This window comes from Sporocytophaga myxococcoides DSM 11118 (genome assembly GCF_000426725.1).
Lineage (GTDB): Bacteria > Bacteroidota > Bacteroidia > Cytophagales > Cytophagaceae > Sporocytophaga > Sporocytophaga myxococcoides.
Genome location: NZ_AUFX01000006.1, coordinates 284,371 through 300,707 on the forward strand (window position 1 = coordinate 284,371; position 16,337 = coordinate 300,707).

14 protein-coding genes are annotated in these 16,337 nt (G+C 35.9%); 9 read left to right on the top strand and 5 right to left on the bottom strand.

The window, feature by feature from the left end; all coding sequences use genetic code 11:
• The first annotated feature begins 563 nt into the window (after positions 1–563).
• The 3 genes from K350_RS30990 (at position 564) to K350_RS0109750 (ending at position 5,946) form a co-directional block, all read left to right on the top strand.
• On the top strand, positions 564–4,544 hold the full coding sequence (locus K350_RS30990) for a pre-peptidase C-terminal domain-containing protein (RefSeq protein WP_051313020.1): 3,981 nt from the start codon (positions 564–566) through the stop codon (positions 4,542–4,544).
• A 302-nt stretch (positions 4,545–4,846) separates the two neighbouring features.
• Positions 4,847–5,407 (top strand): HD domain-containing protein, encoded by a 561-nt coding sequence (locus tag K350_RS0109745; protein WP_028979750.1) that lies wholly within the window; start codon positions 4,847–4,849, stop codon positions 5,405–5,407.
• A 155-nt stretch (positions 5,408–5,562) separates the two neighbouring features.
• Entirely contained in the window at positions 5,563–5,946 is a 384-nt protein-coding gene (locus K350_RS0109750; RefSeq protein WP_028979751.1) for a hypothetical protein, read from the top strand.
• A gap of 45 nt (positions 5,947–5,991) precedes the next feature.
• Here the strand turns inward: K350_RS0109750 and K350_RS0109755 are convergent, their stop codons facing one another.
• Positions 5,992–7,080, bottom strand: coding sequence for a hypothetical protein (locus K350_RS0109755; RefSeq protein ID WP_028979752.1), 1,089 nt, complete (start codon positions 7,078–7,080; stop codon positions 5,992–5,994).
• Positions 7,081–7,642: 562 nt separating this feature from the next.
• Between K350_RS0109755 and K350_RS0109770 the strand changes: the two genes are divergently transcribed.
• The 6 genes from K350_RS0109770 (at position 7,643) to K350_RS0109795 (ending at position 12,619) form a co-directional block, all read left to right on the top strand.
• On the top strand, positions 7,643–8,536 hold the full coding sequence (locus K350_RS0109770) for a MerR family transcriptional regulator (protein WP_028979753.1): 894 nt from the start codon (positions 7,643–7,645) through the stop codon (positions 8,534–8,536).
• Positions 8,533–10,011, top strand: a complete 1,479-nt coding sequence (locus K350_RS0109775) for a phytoene desaturase family protein (protein ID WP_028979754.1) — start codon at positions 8,533–8,535, stop codon at positions 10,009–10,011. The genes K350_RS0109770 and K350_RS0109775 overlap by 4 nt, the downstream gene beginning before the upstream one ends.
• A complete protein-coding gene (locus tag K350_RS0109780) occupies positions 10,008–10,844 on the top strand; it encodes a phytoene/squalene synthase family protein (protein ID WP_028979755.1) in 837 nt (278 codons plus the stop codon). The genes K350_RS0109775 and K350_RS0109780 overlap by 4 nt, the downstream gene beginning before the upstream one ends.
• A gap of 2 nt (positions 10,845–10,846) precedes the next feature.
• The gene (gene idi / locus K350_RS0109785; protein ID WP_037574915.1) at positions 10,847–11,362 is read left to right on the top strand and encodes an isopentenyl-diphosphate Delta-isomerase; all 516 of its coding nucleotides are present in this window, start codon (positions 10,847–10,849) and stop codon (positions 11,360–11,362) included.
• 104 nt (positions 11,363–11,466) lie between these two features.
• Positions 11,467–11,922 (top strand): sterol desaturase family protein, encoded by a 456-nt coding sequence (locus tag K350_RS0109790; RefSeq protein WP_028979757.1) that lies wholly within the window; start codon positions 11,467–11,469, stop codon positions 11,920–11,922.
• Complete coding sequence (locus tag K350_RS0109795) at positions 11,912–12,619, top strand: lycopene cyclase domain-containing protein (RefSeq protein ID WP_028979758.1); 708 nt, start codon at positions 11,912–11,914, stop codon at positions 12,617–12,619. Before K350_RS0109790 ends, K350_RS0109795 begins: the two co-directional genes overlap by 11 nt.
• Positions 12,620–12,661: 42 nt before the next feature.
• Here the strand turns inward: K350_RS0109795 and K350_RS0109800 are convergent, their stop codons facing one another.
• The 4 genes from K350_RS0109800 to K350_RS0109820 form a co-directional block, all read right to left on the bottom strand.
• Positions 12,662–13,594, bottom strand: coding sequence for a transglutaminase domain-containing protein (locus tag K350_RS0109800; RefSeq protein ID WP_162144156.1), 933 nt, complete (start codon positions 13,592–13,594; stop codon positions 12,662–12,664).
• Positions 13,595–13,739: 145 nt separating this feature from the next.
• Positions 13,740–14,486, bottom strand: a complete 747-nt coding sequence (locus K350_RS0109805) for a hypothetical protein (protein ID WP_156026989.1) — start codon at positions 14,484–14,486, stop codon at positions 13,740–13,742.
• Between the two features lie 38 nt (positions 14,487–14,524).
• Positions 14,525–15,064: a T9SS type A sorting domain-containing protein gene (locus K350_RS28165; RefSeq protein ID WP_162144157.1), complete on the bottom strand. Its 540-nt coding sequence runs from the start codon at positions 15,062–15,064 to the stop codon at positions 14,525–14,527.
• Positions 15,065–15,369: 305 nt separating this feature from the next.
• Entirely contained in the window at positions 15,370–16,212 is an 843-nt protein-coding gene (locus tag K350_RS0109820; protein ID WP_028979762.1) for a 1,4-dihydroxy-2-naphthoyl-CoA synthase, read from the bottom strand.
• Positions 16,213–16,337: the final 125 nt, after the last annotated feature.

Below are 16,337 nucleotides of genomic sequence, written 5' to 3' on the forward strand. Positions count from 1 at the left end.
AGAAGAGATACGTTTTCAAGATAAGAAGCTTACCTTTTCTATCTAACAATTTAAAATATCGAATATAAGTATTCCCAATAGACCGACCATTATCTGATTCTTAAAAATGGGAAAGTCCGGATAATAATGAAATGATAGATTCGGGTAATTTTTAAATTATGCTGATGAACTATCAAGTATGTGATTATTTTTTTAATATGTAAGTCAGATGGCTTTGCAAATTTTTCACTATAGGCCATTGTCTCCCTTCTGTATAATTTTATTACGTATGGTATTCTATGTAATACTATAGCATTACATAGGTTCGATTTATCAAAAAATGACCAAGATTGGCTATTGATCCTGAGATAGGCCTGTTATTTATTTGCAAATTACTTAAGGTATTATTGAAATGTTTTTTTGATGAATCAACATCATCAAGATCCTTATTCCATAAGATGGATTTCAATCTAGTAACAGCTTTTTTTAAGAATTTATAATAAGTGAGCTAATCACTAGTCCTATTATTTAATAACTGAACAATTTTAATTTTTAATTCACTTTTAACTTTAACTATTTAATCTATGAGAAAAATGAATTTTCTCCTTCTTACGGGAGGACTTCTGTTGATTCTGGTGAGCCAGTCGTTTGCCCAGAAATACAAAGAAAAAGATCAAGGCTCTGTTGATACTTTCAAAGGAAAGATAAAAAACAAGAAAGATCTTGATATTACTCTGCCAGGAAAAGATAAAGTTTTCAAGGGCGAAGTAAAAATGAATAAAGTCAGAAATGGGGCTACAACAGTTGCCGGTACTTTAGAAGATGAACCATCTTCAGGCTTCAAGTTTACCTACACAGAAGAAGGTGTGGAAGGCTTGGTACTTCTGAAAGACAAAAAGCAGGCTTTCAGATATTACACTGAAAAAGGAAAAGTAAAATCAAAGGAAGTTGATATTCACTCAGTGATCTGTGTTGAATATGCTTCATCTGCCCCGAGTACTTCCAATGCACGTACTTCTTTAGCACAGGTACCTCCTGCAGGAGACCCGGTTTACAGCTTACAAAGCCTGGCAGGTGCAGAAGCGGTAGTCTACCTGGACTTCGACGGAGAAGTTGTAACAGATACATATTGGAATGCATGGTTCGTTAATGGGAATACAATAAATGCACTGCCGCCAGCCATAGATGGCACTCAGATTCAGGAAATATTCAATCTGGTATCTGAAGATTTTATGCCATTCCAATTGAATATTACTACAAGTTTAAGCGTGTACAATGCAGCTCCTGTCAACAGAAGATTGCGAGTTGTTTTTACACCTTATACAGATTTCTCTATGCTTTCAGGTGGAGTCGCTTTTGGCGGAATTTTCCCTTCAGGTGATCCAGCAAATAGTCCTGCCTGGGTCTTTACAGATAGTCATCAGAATATAGCGAAAAAAATAGGCGAAGCTGCCTCTCATGAAATCGGGCATACATTAGCTCTGGCACATGATGGTAAAACAGGAGTAACAGAATATTATGAAGGTCATAATGGCTGGGCACCTATAATGGGCGTAGGATATAACCAACCTTTGTCTCAATGGAGTAAAAGTGAATATCCGGGAGCATACAACAGCCCGACTGTTACTCCTATGCAGGATGACCTGGACATAATCACTACAGTAAATGGTTTTGGTTATAGAACAGATGAAGACCTGAATACGACAGCTTCAGCCAGAACCCTAACTATAGATGGAACAGGAAACGTACTTGCTGCAAACAACAAAGGTATCATAAGCAAACGAACAGATGTAGATTACTTCAAATTTACAGCGTCCAATCAGTCAAATCTTACGCTGAGTATTTCACCGGCACAGATGCATGGTGATCTTGATATCCAGGTAAGATTATTAAACTCAAGTGGTAGCCAGATCGCTGTGTTCAATCCGGCAGGACCAGGTAAAGTGGATGTCTCCAATTCTATTACCACTGGAACATACTATCTGGAAATAGATGGAGTAGGGCAAGGAGATCTTACTACAGGATATTCTGACTATGGTTCACTAGGAGCTTATTCTATTTCAGGACAACTCAGTGCATGTGGAAACAATTTTGAGCCGAATGAATCAATCGCAGCAGCTTCTCTGATAAACGTTAATACAACAAATAATGCTGCAATTACAACTTCCACAGATGTCGATTATTATAAGCTGAACGTTACAACTGCCAATCAGGATATAGAGCTGATATTGAAAAATCTGACAGCAAATCTAAAACTGGAATTACTAAGTTCCACTGGTACTGCATTGTTCACCTCAGATAATTACGGAACCTCAGATGAAAAAATCAGTTATCTGGCTACTACTACTGGACTTTATTATGTAAGAGTAACTGGTGTAAGTGGTGCTGTAACTGCTGGTTGCTACACATTGGCAAATTCCGTAAAAGTCAACAACTGTCCAGCTGCCAATGAGCCCAATGAAAGCATTTCAGCTGCAACGGCTTTTCCTCTGAGAAGTTCAATACAGGGAGCAATAAATACCACTACTGATAAAGATTTTTACAAGCTAAGCAATTTAACTGCAGGTTCGGTGTTGAAAATAAATTTAACAGGTCTTACTGTAGATATTGACATAAGGTTGTTAAATTCATCTGGAGGACTGGTAGCTGGTTCATACAATGGAGGTTTTTCAGACGAAAATATTATCTATAATGTCCCTGCAACAGGTACATACTATCTTGAAATGTATGGATATATGGGTGCAAACAGCAGATTTTGCTATACGCTTACCAATGATGTGATCCTTTCATGTCAGAATGCTTATGAACCCAATAATCAGCCATCTCAGCCTCTCCCGGAGATCCCTCTGAACTCTACTATTACTGCAGATTTTAATCTACCAACGTATGATTACGACTATTACGTGGTAACTGTACCTGAAAAGGGAACACTTTCCTTTTCCCTTACCAACCCACCTGCTACAGGAATCTGGTTGCTGCTTTACAACTCAGCTAATACATTTTTAACGCAAAGCAATACTCTGGCATTGTCTTATACAGTAACCACTCCGGGAAAATATACCATCCTGGTATTCAACTCAGTAACTACTACAAATTTAAGTTGTTATAACTTAACCAATACATTTACGCCTGAATGTAATCCGTTTGAACCCAACAACACTGTAGCAACAGCTACTGCAACTTCACTGAACGGTAGTTTCAGAAGCACGTTCACTGCTGCTACTGACATCGATTATTTTAAAATAGCCGTGACTGAAAGAGGTCAATTGAAAATTTCCCTCGAAGATAGAGATCCAACTTCCATAATTATATATAATCCGGCTGGCCAGCAAATAACAGGTAATTCAAATACCGGATGGAACTGGCCAAGAAACTTTCTGGTAGATGCTCCTACTACAGGAAATTATATCATTGAGTTGAAACCAGTAACAAGTTATACTATTACTTATCCAACACAGTGCTATAAAATAGAGACGAGCTTTGTACCTATGCCTGTGACGCTTTCCACTAATGCTGTGAAGTTTAACGGAGATAACAAAGGTATTTCCGGAGATGAATCTGGTATTTATATTCCGGCAAGTAACAAGCATCACGTTGAGAATGCAAATGTAACGTTTTCAGTGGAAGCTATTGTAAAATCAGATCAGATACCTTATCCTGGAAACGTGATCAGCAGTGATTCACCTGATGAAGGAATTTTTGCCAGTCCGACAATCGGTACTCTTGAAATTGCGAGAAATGAATCAATGACCGGCAATGATCTGTTATACTTTAATTACTATGGTGGTTATGTAAGTTATGAGTATAACTTTAAAGATGGCAAATGCCACCATATAGCAGTGGTACATGATGGTAGCAAGTTAATTTTATACATAGATGGAACAAAGGTTGCAGAAGAAGCAAAACAATATCCGACAAATACACCATACGTAACTGGCGATACCCATCCAATAATTTTAGGCGCTTTTGACAATGGATCTGACTTTGGCTTTCAGAAAAGTTTCAGAGGAACTATAAAAGAAGTTCGTTTCTGGAAAGATGTTACAAGGACTCAGGCCACTATACAGGATCAGATGAATAAGGGACTGATAGGTACAGAAGCTGGTCTGAGAGGGTACTGGAAATTAAATGAAGGTGCTGGTCAATATGTATATGACCGGTCGATCACTGATTATGGTCTTATTTTCCCTACACCTGGATTTTTAGGATTGACGCCAGACAATAATTATTCTGACCCAGGTATTGTTACAAACTCATGTACTAGTATTGGTAGTCCACGCCTGGGAAGTGTTAATGAAGCAGATGTCATTAATTCATCGCAAAACATTGTTCAGGTATATCCCAATCCATTTAATGAGGAATTAAAGTTCACATTAAATGAAAATGTAACAGAACAACTATACAATGCTGAACTAAAAAACACATTAGGAATAACTGTTTTTGAGCAAAAAGAAGTTGTTCCTGGAGTGGAATATTCAATTAAGGAAAACATTGTTCCTGGAACCTATTTCCTGGAACTCCACAATGGAAATGAGAAGAGAGTAATTAAGGTAATTAAACTTTAATACCTTCACAAAAAGGCTGTCCTCATAAGGCAGCCTTTCTTTACAATATTTTTTACCTATCTCATCATTGTTGTGAACTTCTCTCTATCCGAAGTCTATTTGACTTCAGTCCTCAATGAGAGCAACTTTTAACATGCGGTTAAATGACAGATAACTATGCATTATCTAAACACTTACCCCCCGCCTAGTCTCCCTCTATGAATAATACCCGTTTAATGAACAACATATTTAGTAGAGACAGATATAAAATATGAACTCTAACATATATATTTATCTTAGTGAAAATTTAAAATATTGATATTATGAATGAAAAATGGTCTATTAATGAAATACAAGATGCCTGGCAATTGGCATCACAACTCCATGATGGACAGAAGTACGGAGGGGCCAATCAAGAAGAGCAAGTAGAATATATCAATCATATCGGAAGTGTAGTTTTTGAAATTATGACAGCCATTACTATTGAAGATGGGATGGATTCTAATCTCGCTATAAAATGCGCAGTCCTTCATGACACCATTGAAGACACGAGCTTATCCTATGATGACATTTTAACCAGGTTTGGAAGCCAGGTAGCAAATGGAGTTTTAGCATTGACTAAAAATGCAACCATAGAAGGAAAAAAAGAAAAGATGCTTGATAGCCTAAAGCGTATAAAAGAACAGCCAAAGGAAATCTGGGCCATCAAAATGGCTGACAGGATAGCTAATTTATATGCCCCTCCTTTTTATTGGACCAATGAGAAGAAAAAGGAATATATTGAAGAAGCATGTTTAATTCATGATGAATTGAAAGAAGGGAACAAATATCTGGCAACAAGACTAGCCAATAAAATTATAGAGTATCAAAAGTTTATTGATTAAACAAAAATATAATGTTGCATAAACCAACTGCAGGAAATAAACAGACTACTTAACAATTTAAAACAACAAGGCAAGCTATCAATATAAATTCGCTTACTACCTCTACCACTCAATAGTATTAATTTTTATATTCATATTTTTAAAAACCATTTTTTATGAAAAATTTATTTTGTACCCTAACACTTTTACTTGCCCTGGCAACAATATTCTCATCTTGCAAAAAAGACTACAGTCCGGACTGCGACCTTCCCACACCAAATCAAATAATTGTAACCCACAAGGCCAACGAAACTTATCAGTTTGACATGGGAAATTTTGGTGATGAAGAAGGGGCATCAATCTCCAAACAAGCAACCAATTTTTCTGTAAGTACATTGGAACGAGAAATCAATACTGGAAAAGTTATTTATAAATACACTCCTGCCATCAATTTTACAGGTACTGACGAAGTTCAAATTAAATCAGAAAGAGGTTCGGATGGAGCAAGTCCGAATAACTATATAATTTATATGACAATAAAATTCATAATCAAAAATTAGATTAGGAGACTCAGGCTGAAGCTATCATCAGCCTGAGAAGATTATTCATTTTATTTTTCCTCTCTCAATTGTCACACATATAAGTTTATATCCATTATCAGTCCTCAAAAAATCAAAGTGGTCTTGCAGATAGTCACCTTTCTTTTTATGTGTGATTACAATACTTTTCACAGGGTAAATCCATGACTTTGGTTCTCTGCAATTGTTATAGAAATTATCAAAGTCATTGGAGGTATACATATACGGATTAAGATCGCCAGTAAAAATATTATACTCCCCTTTGGAGGTATTAAAACCAAGCAACTTTGATTTAATCAGCTCATAATTTCTTTCAATAAAACTTTTCTTTCCCTCTTTTATCCAGCCTTTAGGTTCTTTCCAAAATATCACTTCATCATATGTTGCATTCAGCAAATTATCTTTAGTAAACTGTTCTATCAGATTAACTTTTAACAAATATTTAAATTCCTGATCGAAATCAATGAATGAGTAATACCTGCCATCTACAGCTCTGAAGCTTTGGAGCAATGTGTCTCTGCTTGGTTCATTGGAAATATTTAATGAGTAAAAATTTAAATTATCTACCCATTTAAAATTATCAATGAGAACATTGTTATTCGTATCAATAAGTACTTCTTTACCTCCTATCCAACTATAGTGCTCACCACCTTCCCAATATTTTTTCTCAGCACCTTTTAAAGCTATAATCATTCCATTAGTTACTCCGGTCATCTCATTGTATTCAGCAGGAATAATTACATCTCCCTTTCCATTAAACACTCCTACTTTGTCTGTTTTATGATCTCTGAAACGAATAAAGCCTTCACTTTCGCAGTCACAAACATTGTCGAACATATACAAGCTGTCTCTGCCGATAACTCTTCCGGACTTTGATAAGTAATAAGTTGTCCATTCTCCATTTACTTCTTCAGTGGCAGCAATAATATCGTCAAACTTATGAGCAGGAGTCATATTAAGAACGAACTTCGGCTCTATCTTTACGATTCCATTTTTGTCTTTAAAACCCACCAATGTTGTATCCTTATTCCAGAAAGCATTCCAGGGCTCGTTGCTTTGTGCGAATGAAATGCAGCAAAAAATTATCAATAAAAATGTGAGAATATTATATTTCATTCTATGCTAAATAAAGCTTTATTATAATACTTAATCTATTAATTCTTCAGTTCACCAAAAATGTTTATTATAAAAAAGTGAATGGAGAAAATATGAAATAAATTGTAAGAAAGCTTTCTTAAGATATTCAACTGACTCTTTTCATCCCAAATTTTGCTCTTTCACCCTCAAGATTCACTCCAAAAGAATCAATTTTCATATTAATAACCTCCATTTTCCCATGAAAAATTCAATTTTTCAATAAAAAAGACTCAACTTTCAATCTATAAGCCAAAATTTTCAGCAAATAAGTGCCAAAATTTGATTTAAAAGAGTCAATATTCGGGTAAAAAGAATCAATTTTTAACTCAAAAAACACAATTTTCAATCAAAAAGACTCGAATCACACTCTTTCAGAGTCAAATTTCAAAATATTCCTTCTTTCTCCTCACAATCTGATGATTACCCTCCAGCATAAAAGGCTGGCAGTTAAAAAATGTCCTTCACATTAAGTGATAAGGATTATATCCAGCCATTTTGAATTCTAATTTTGTTTAACTATTTTTAAAAAAAGTTAAACAAAATGTCGGTTTATTCAATTTCAGATCTTGAAAAGCTCAGTGGGATAAAAGCTCACACCATAAGGATATGGGAACAACGATATGAAATTCTTAAACCACTGCGCTCTGAGGGAAATGTAAGGTATTACGATGATGATCAGGTCAGGCAATTCATTCAGATAGCTCTATTGGTTCGCAACGGATATAAAATATCCAAAATTTGCAAACTGGATAATGCGGCCATTTACAAAATGGTTGAAGATTTAACGGATGAGTCAACCGACGATATCAAAACAAAATTACTGGTAGACAGGTTGATCTCAGTCGCGATTGACTTTGATGAACACTCTTTTCAAAGAATATTTCAGGAATCAATAAATCATTATGGAATGATTGCCACTTATGAAAAAGTGATTTATCCTATGTTGGTAAAAATAGGTTTACTCTGGGGCAAAACAGAACTGATTCCAGCACAGGAACACTTTATTTCAAATCTTGTCAAGCAAAAGTTATATCACTCCATTGATGCGTTACCTCCTGCTCCTCATGGATCTAAAACATGGCTATTGTTTCTTCCCGAAGAAGAAGACCATGAACTAGGACTTCTTTTATCCAGCTACATTCTCAGAGCTAATAATTATCGTGTTATTTACCTGGGACAACGGGTTCCTTACTACAATCTGAAAACTGTTATTGAAAAAATCAAACCTGACTACATGCAGTATTTCATAGTAAGGTATTATAGCTCGGAAACCGTTCAGGATCTGATATCTGGTATGAACCATGACTTTCCTGAGATAACAAAATGTGTTTCAATGTCTGAAACATTATTCCAATCCATTCAACTTCCAAAGGACCACAGATATATAAAAGACATAGACCATCTTCTTCAACTCATACAATCTGACAAACCATGAAAACCATAGCCATTATAGGATCAGGCATTAGTGGTCTGAGTGCCGCAGCATACCTGGCATCGAAAGGTCAGAATGTTTTGGTATTTGAAAAAAATAATGAGATCGGAGGCCGCATGCGTCAGCACAAAGCCGAGGGATTTACTTTTGATATGGGACCCAGCTGGTATTGGATGCCTGATGTGTTTGATACATTCTTTGAAAATCTTGGACATAAAACATCTGATTTTTACGAATTAAAAAAACTGGATCCTGGCTTTCAGATTATCACCAGTAATAATGAAATCATGAAAATTCCGGCTTGTTGGGATAACTTGCTTGAGATGATTGAAAATATTGAAGCAGGCGCCGCAGAAAGGTTAAAAGAGTTTATGAAGGAGGCTGCATACAAATATGAAGTCGGTATCAAAAAGCTGGTATATAAGCCAGGCCTGTCTGTCTGGGAGCTGCTGACAAAGGATACTATTAAAGGAGTATTTCGCCTGCAGTTATTTTCTTCATACAGTGCTCATGTGCGGAAATATTTTTCAAACAAAAAAATAATAGCATTAATGGAGTTCCCGGTATTGTTTCTCGGCGCAATGCCTAAAGATACTCCGGCGCTATACAGTTTGATGAATTATGCAGGATTGTATCAGGGCACATTTTATCCTATGGGTGGATTAAAAAAAGTGACGGATGCTATGCAGCAAGCGGGTGCACAGAGAGGTGTAAAATTTTATGTAAATGAAGCTGTTGAATCTGTAACCCAAGGTTTGGGATATGGCATTGATATTAAAACTTCAAAACGATTGCTGCAGGTTGATGGTATTATTGCCAGCGCCGACTATCATCATGTTGAACAAAAACTTCTGAATCAGGAAGACAGGAATTACGCTGAACAATACTGGCAAAAGAAAACCTTTGCTCCATCATCTCTGCTGTTTTATATAGGAGTTAACAGAAAACTTCCAAGGCTTGAGCATCATAACTTGTTCTTTGATGCAGACTTTGATGATCATGCCCGGGCTATTTATGAAAAACCAGAATGGCCTGATCAACCATTATTTTATGTTTGTTGCCCTTCGAAAACAGATCCTGATGTTGCACCTTCAGGAATGGAGAATCTTTTCATACTCATGCCGATAGCACCAGACATAGAAGATAGTGAAGAAAAGAGAGAATCTTACTTTGTAAAATTATTAACCCGACTTGAAAAATTTACCGGTGTGCCTGTCCGCGAACATATAGTTTATAAGAGAAGCTATTGTGTTGAGGATTTTAAATCTGACTATAACTCCTACAAAGGAAATGCCTATGGATTAGCCAATACATTAATGCAAACAGCTAATCTTAAACCAAAAATTAAAAACAAACACATACAAAACTTTTATTATACAGGTCAACTCACTGTTCCGGGCCCCGGAGTTCCACCTTCAATCATATCAGGTCAGGTTGCAGCAACAGAATTATTAAAATCATTACGGATAAATATATGAAACAGCTTTTCGATGATGTATCTGCCAAGTGCAGTAAATTGACAACACAGAGCTATAGTACAAGCTTCTCGTTAGGCATTCGTTTTTTAGGTAAAGATTTACATCGGCCCATTTATTCTTTATATGGCTTTGTTAGGTTTGCTGATGAAATTGTTGACTCCTTTCATGAGTATCCAAAGAAAGACTTAATGGAGTGTTTTCGCAAAGATACTGTCAAGGCCTTAGAGGACAGGATCAGTTTAAATCCCATATTAAACTCCTTTCAACAGGTAGTGCATGAATACAATATTGAATGGGAATTAATAGATACGTTCCTAAAAAGTATGGAAATGGATCTGGAACAAAGAGAATATACAGAGGACGCTTACAAGCAGTATATCTTGGGATCTGCAGAAGTTGTAGGATTGATGTGCCTGCGCGTTTTTGTACAAAATGACACAAGCCTTTATAACCAGTTAAAACCCTATGCTATGAGTCTTGGCTCTGCCTTCCAGAAAATTAATTTCCTCCGAGATATACACACCGATTATATACAACTCGGCCGTACGTACTTTCCTGATATTGATATGCAATCTTTTGACAAAACAATAAAGATGAATATCGAAAAGGATATTGAAAAAGACTTCAACCATGCATTGATAGGCATTAAACTATTACCTTCCTATTCTAAAACAGGGGTATATCTTGCCTTTATATACTACAAGGCTTTATTTAGAAAAATCAAATCTTTACCTGCGGAAACAATTTTACAGCAACGTATTCGCATTCCCAACATTAATAAGCTGGGGTTAATGTTTCAGTGTTACATAAGAAGTCAGTTCAATATTTTATAATCATGAATCAAATTATTCTGGTAAATAGTCATGATCAGGAAGTAGGACTGATGGACAAGCTCGAAGCTCATCAAAAAGGTTTGCTTCACAGGGCTGTATCTGTCTTCCTGTTCAATTCGGAAGGGAAACTGCTTTTACAACAAAGATCAAAAACCAAGTACCACTCCGGAGGATTATGGACCAACACAGCCTGCAGCCATCCTTATCCGGGAGAGACAACATTAAATGCTGCCATACGGAGGCTAAATGAAGAAATGGGTATAGAAGCAAATCTTCAGGAAGCATTTCACTTTACCTATCGGGCGGAATTTGAAAACGGACTTGTCGAACATGAATATGATCATGTATATGTGGGTAGTTCAGACCTCTCTCCCGATCCCGCCCCTGATGAGGTGATGGATTTCACATACCATTCGTTGGAAGAAATCGAAAACAAACTGATTACTACACCTGAGTTGTTCACGGAGTGGTTTAAACTTTGTTATAAATATGCCTTTCAATACTACAATCAAAAATAGAAAATCAAATCGCTGACAGGGAGTAGATATGCTTTCATCGACTTCGTTTATAATACTGTTATCTAAAGACTTTAATGTAACATCTACATATAAATTAGTTAAAAATGTATTTTAACATCCTTATTTTAATCATCTCTTTTGTATCTATGGAGGCCATAGCCTGGCTGGCCCATAAATACATTATGCATGGCTTTCTCTGGATATTTCATAAAGACCATCATCGTCCCGGAGGAAGCGCTATAGAGCACAATGATTTTTTCTTTTTGTTGTTCGCGACTCCGGCTATAATCTGCTTCCTGATAGGCTTTAAAGAACTATCAATATACTTCTGGATTGCATCAGGCATCACACTATATGGATTTACATACTTCATTATACATGACATATTTATCCATCAAAGAATAAAATGGTTAAAAAAGACAAACTTCGCATATCTGAAAGCCATACGTAAAGCGCACAAAGTGCACCACAAACACATGGCCAAAGAAGATGGAGAATGTTTTGGTATGCTTTGGGTACCAATAAAATATTTTAAAGAAGCAAAACAACATGCCAACTAAATATACTTATTTATTAATAAACCTGGGATCAGTGCTAATCCCCTTTCTTTTCAGTTTTCATCCCAGGCTTCAGTTCTACAAAAAGTGGCGTTATTTCTTGGGAGGCAATATGGTGGTAAGTAGCCTTTTCATTCTATGGGATATGTATTATACTCACCTCGGAGTATGGGGATTTAATCCAACTTACCTCACTGGATATTATGTAATGAATTTACCTATTGAGGAAATAATGTTTTTTATCTGTATCCCTTTTGCCAGTATATATAGTTATCATTGCTTCAGGATATTTTTTCCTTCACCTAACCTTCCGTATAGGCAGATCACAGGCATATTAATATGGATTTTAATAATCATAGGTGGTATACACTATGATAAACTTTATACAAGTGTATCATTTATTGGTCTGGCGTTTTTCCTGTTACTTGTTGTATTTATATACAAAGGAGACTGGATAGCTTCCTTTTATCTGGCTTTCGCATTTTTACTTATTCCGTTTTTTATAGTAAATGGTATACTCACTGGAACCGGCCTTGAGCATCCGATAGTATGGTATGACAACAATGAGAATTTAGGGATTCGTATGCTTACAATTCCTGTTGAAGATACTTTCTATGGTATGCTTTTACTGATGGGAAATGTTGCTATATATGAAAGATTGCAGATATCACGAAAAATTGAAGAAGTTACTCTCAATTAGTCTCAGGACGCTACAATTCAGGTATCTCATGCAATCACAATTTCACTGATCCAGAAAAAGATATTGAGAATCAAAAGGTGTATGAGTTTTACTGAATTCTTTCGGATCAGCACAAAAATATTTTTTATAATCATTGGAACCTGCTCCCCAGGTACTATCTATTAACCTCCATTTTCCATTGAGGAAAACAGCATTGTAAGCATGCCCTTCCCATTTATTATACTTTCCTCCCAAAGCCATTCCACTTATCATTACAGCCTTTAATCCAGAATAATTACAAAGTTCCAGAAAAAGATTGGCATATCCGGAACACATTGTTAATCGCTTATATATTGTGGTCAGAGCTGTTGGATCAATAGTCTGATTAACCTCATATGCCAGGTGATTATAATGTATATGCGTGCAGATCCACAAATAGATAACCCAGGCTTTCTCTTCATCGGTTGTTAAACCTTTTGTCAGATACTCAGCCAGTTCACGAACAGTGAGAATCTGAAAGGTAGGCTCCTGTCTTGCAAAGCTATCCAGTTCTGAAGCAGAAAACATTTTATGAACATCATACAAGGGTATATAAATCTTGCGATAAGCAGGAATGGTATCTTCAAAGGCCACTGCCAGAAAGTGGCTATATTGTTCTGCAATCATCAACTTATGTAATGTAAGAGCATGTTCAGCTTTTGAAGCAATCAAGTCATGTAATTCTCTGTACAAAGAACTATCTTTCTTCAATACATAATCTTTCGAAACTCTATGTGCATGTGCAAAGTCTTTCATTGCCTCCTTTAATGCAGCTTCGCTACTATCTCTTTTAAATATTTCAAACCGTGCTTTTAATCTATAATAATACAAATCAGGATTTGTCCTATAATACCCTCGCCTGTCATAAGTATATGGAGAATTCCCGTGCTTGTATTGAATCTTCGTTAAAAGCGTAAGTACCTTTTCGAATTCCTTCTTCTCTATTAGTTTGGACATCCTTTTTATATAAGGAAGGCGGGATTGACCGAATACGGCGAAAGAAAAAAGAACACAAAAAGTAAGCGAAAAAATTCGGATCATTTATGTCGTTTAAAAATTAAGATACCTGTTAGCAATGTCTGATTACATCATTTGCAAATTATTACTCCTCTTCCGATTTCTTTAACAATTCCTCCAATTGCTGCTTATTCTCAACTCGTTCTACTTTGTATTCATCTAAAAGCTTTGAATACATCAAAAAGGTTTTTGTATCTGTTATTTTACTTCTGAAGCCATGCGTCTTTGTATTTTTACTTTCTACTTTAACAGAAATACTGTCCGTAGGATTTTGATCCAGGTCAAAGTCCCATGATTTGCTAATGAACAATTGATCAGCAGGCACTTTGATTAAATCCCTGTTAAGAAAATCTTTAGCATTTTCATTCTGCAGTAATTGTATCAGTTCTGCCTGAGAGTTGGCCACATCTTTATTATACACTACTAATGAATCAGCCAGGAGTATGGGGTAATTTGCAGCGACAATTGCATGATTAACATCCTCACTTGTGGTGTTAGTATAGGTGATAGGAAAGATCACAAACTCCTGTCTACCTAAATTAAGGATACCGCCTTCCTCTGTTACCTCAAAATTTTTCTTTTCACCACCGTTAATGGTATAAGAATGCATGCCTACAGATAATAATATGGTGGAGTATTTTAGAGATTCGGGAAGAATTCTTAATAACAAGGTGTCATCAAGTACTACTTTGGAGCTGCCTATAATTTCGTTGCTTATGCTTACCTCAGCTGTCTTCGGCTTGCAGGAAGCTACTAGTGTTAATAGAAACAGGAAAGCTACTGCGTTGAGTATTATCGATACTGAAGAATCAGAGTAAATATTTTTTCGCATATGTTTTCATTATTGATTTTGAGAGAAGGTAAAAAGCTTTAGATTTTCACTATTTTCTGCTTAGTCAATATCTGTCCTTCTTCATTCATTAAGATCACTAAGTATTCTCCTGACTTTAATTCACTAATTGAAATAACTGTCTGATTAGTCTTTAATGATTTTACTATCCCACCATTCATGTCTGTCAAAACAATTGTTTTTGGCCCTTTAAACTGAAGCTGCAAAAGATCGCTTGTCGGGTTGGGGAATACCAATAGTTCATTTTTACTGTCTGTATTTAATAAACCTGTTGTTATGCTGCCAATTTTAACAAACTTTGCTCCAATCGACTTTGAGCCAATTTCTAATATAACTATATAAACACCTTCAATCAATGATTCTCCCAATATTACATTATCATATGAGCCACTTTGCAATACTTCAGATTCATAGATTGTCTTAACTTTAACTCCCAGCATGTTATAAACATTCAAAGAGATAGTATCTGTTTTATCAATATAGAAATGTATTGTTGCTTTTTCAGTAAAAGGGTTGGGAGCTATTGTTAAACTATCATCAGTTTGTTGCGAAAAAACCATTCCAATTTTAAAACTCAAAAAAATTAAAAAAAGTACCTTATTAAATTTGCTCATCTTGATTTTTTTATAATATTAAAAATATAGGTTGTTTATAAAAAGTTGATCATGTATCCTTACATAAACCTATAATATTATAGCATCCGCTTTACTCATTTCACTAACTATCTCCCATTACTAAAATAAGAAAGCGGATGCATGTGCCATTATCATTTTGACTAGAAAAGATTTGTAATAGCAAAATAGTCTATAATATTCCAGGTGCCTTTATACTTTCATACAGATTACCTCATATATTACAAGAAATATTAACAAGGCCCATATCCTTTTTTATCAAACTCAGGTTTACGTTTTTCAAGAAAGGCATTACGTCCTTCTTTAGCTTCATCTGTCATGTAGGCTAAACGAGTAGCTTCTCCAGCAAATATCTGCTGCCCTACCATACCGTCATCAGTCAGGTTCATGGCAAACTTTAGCATCTTGATAGAAGTCGGAGATTTTTCAAGAATCTCTTGTGCCCATTGATAAGCAGTGCTCTCCAATTCAGCATGAGGAATTACAGCATTGACCATGCCCATATCAAAAGCTTCCTGAGCACTATAGTTGCGTCCAAGGAAAAATATTTCTCTTGCTTTTTTCTGTCCAACCATCTTCGCAAGATATGCAGATCCATATCCACCGTCGAAGCTTGTTACATCGGCATCAGTTTGTTTAAAGATTGCATGTTCTTTACTTGCTAAAGTAAGATCACAAACGACATGAAGACTATGCCCCCCACCTACTGCCCAGCCTGGAACTACGGCAATCACAACTTTCGGCATGAAACGAATAAGTCTTTGAACTTCGAGTATATTAAGTCTGTGACGACCATCCTCACCTACATATCCTTTATCGCCTCTTACTTTCTGATCTCCACCGCTACAAAATGAATACACACCATCTTTTGTTGAAGGACCTTCAGCAGAAAGAAGTACAACACCTATAGACGCATCTTCATAAGCATCATAGAAAGCATCGTACAGTTCTGAAGTGGTTTTTGGTCTGAAGGCATTTCTTACATTAGGTCTGTTAAAAGCAATACGTGCCACTCCACCTGATTTCTTATAAGTAATATCTTCGTATTCTTTTGCGGTTTTCCAATCTATGTTCATTGATCTGTGATTTAGTAAATGAAAGGTAAAAATAACGTTACTTTGGGAAATTCAGAAATCTGAAAGCAGAGTGTTGGTCATACTTTCGAGGTAAAAAGCTCGAAGGTCAAAGCTTTTAAGTCATA

Bases quoted from the DNA above. Each gene is read 5' to 3' on its own strand.
- K350_RS0109780 (WP_028979755.1), top strand. From the start codon at position 10,008: ATGAAACAGCTTTTCGATGATGTATCTGCCAAGTGCAGTAAATTGACA.
- K350_RS0109800 (WP_162144156.1), bottom strand. From the start codon at position 13,594: ATGTCCAAACTAATAGAGAAGAAGGAATTCGAAAAGGTACTTACGCTT.
- K350_RS0109820 (WP_028979762.1), bottom strand. From the start codon at position 16,212: ATGAACATAGATTGGAAAACCGCAAAAGAATACGAAGATATTACTTAT.
- K350_RS0109795 (WP_028979758.1), top strand. From the start codon at position 11,912: ATGCCAACTAAATATACTTATTTATTAATAAACCTGGGATCAGTGCTA.
- idi (WP_037574915.1), top strand. From the start codon at position 10,847: ATGAATCAAATTATTCTGGTAAATAGTCATGATCAGGAAGTAGGACTG.
- K350_RS0109750 (WP_028979751.1), top strand. From the start codon at position 5,563: ATGAAAAATTTATTTTGTACCCTAACACTTTTACTTGCCCTGGCAACA.
- K350_RS0109755 (WP_028979752.1), bottom strand. From the start codon at position 7,080: ATGAAATATAATATTCTCACATTTTTATTGATAATTTTTTGCTGCATT.
- K350_RS0109805 (WP_156026989.1), bottom strand. From the start codon at position 14,486: ATGCGAAAAAATATTTACTCTGATTCTTCAGTATCGATAATACTCAAC.
- K350_RS28165 (WP_162144157.1), bottom strand. From the start codon at position 15,064: ATGGTTTTTTCGCAACAAACTGATGATAGTTTAACAATAGCTCCCAAC.
- K350_RS0109745 (WP_028979750.1), top strand. From the start codon at position 4,847: ATGAATGAAAAATGGTCTATTAATGAAATACAAGATGCCTGGCAATTG.
- K350_RS0109775 (WP_028979754.1), top strand. From the start codon at position 8,533: ATGAAAACCATAGCCATTATAGGATCAGGCATTAGTGGTCTGAGTGCC.
- K350_RS0109790 (WP_028979757.1), top strand. From the start codon at position 11,467: ATGTATTTTAACATCCTTATTTTAATCATCTCTTTTGTATCTATGGAG.
- K350_RS30990 (WP_051313020.1), top strand. From the start codon at position 564: ATGAGAAAAATGAATTTTCTCCTTCTTACGGGAGGACTTCTGTTGATT.
- K350_RS0109770 (WP_028979753.1), top strand. From the start codon at position 7,643: ATGTCGGTTTATTCAATTTCAGATCTTGAAAAGCTCAGTGGGATAAAA.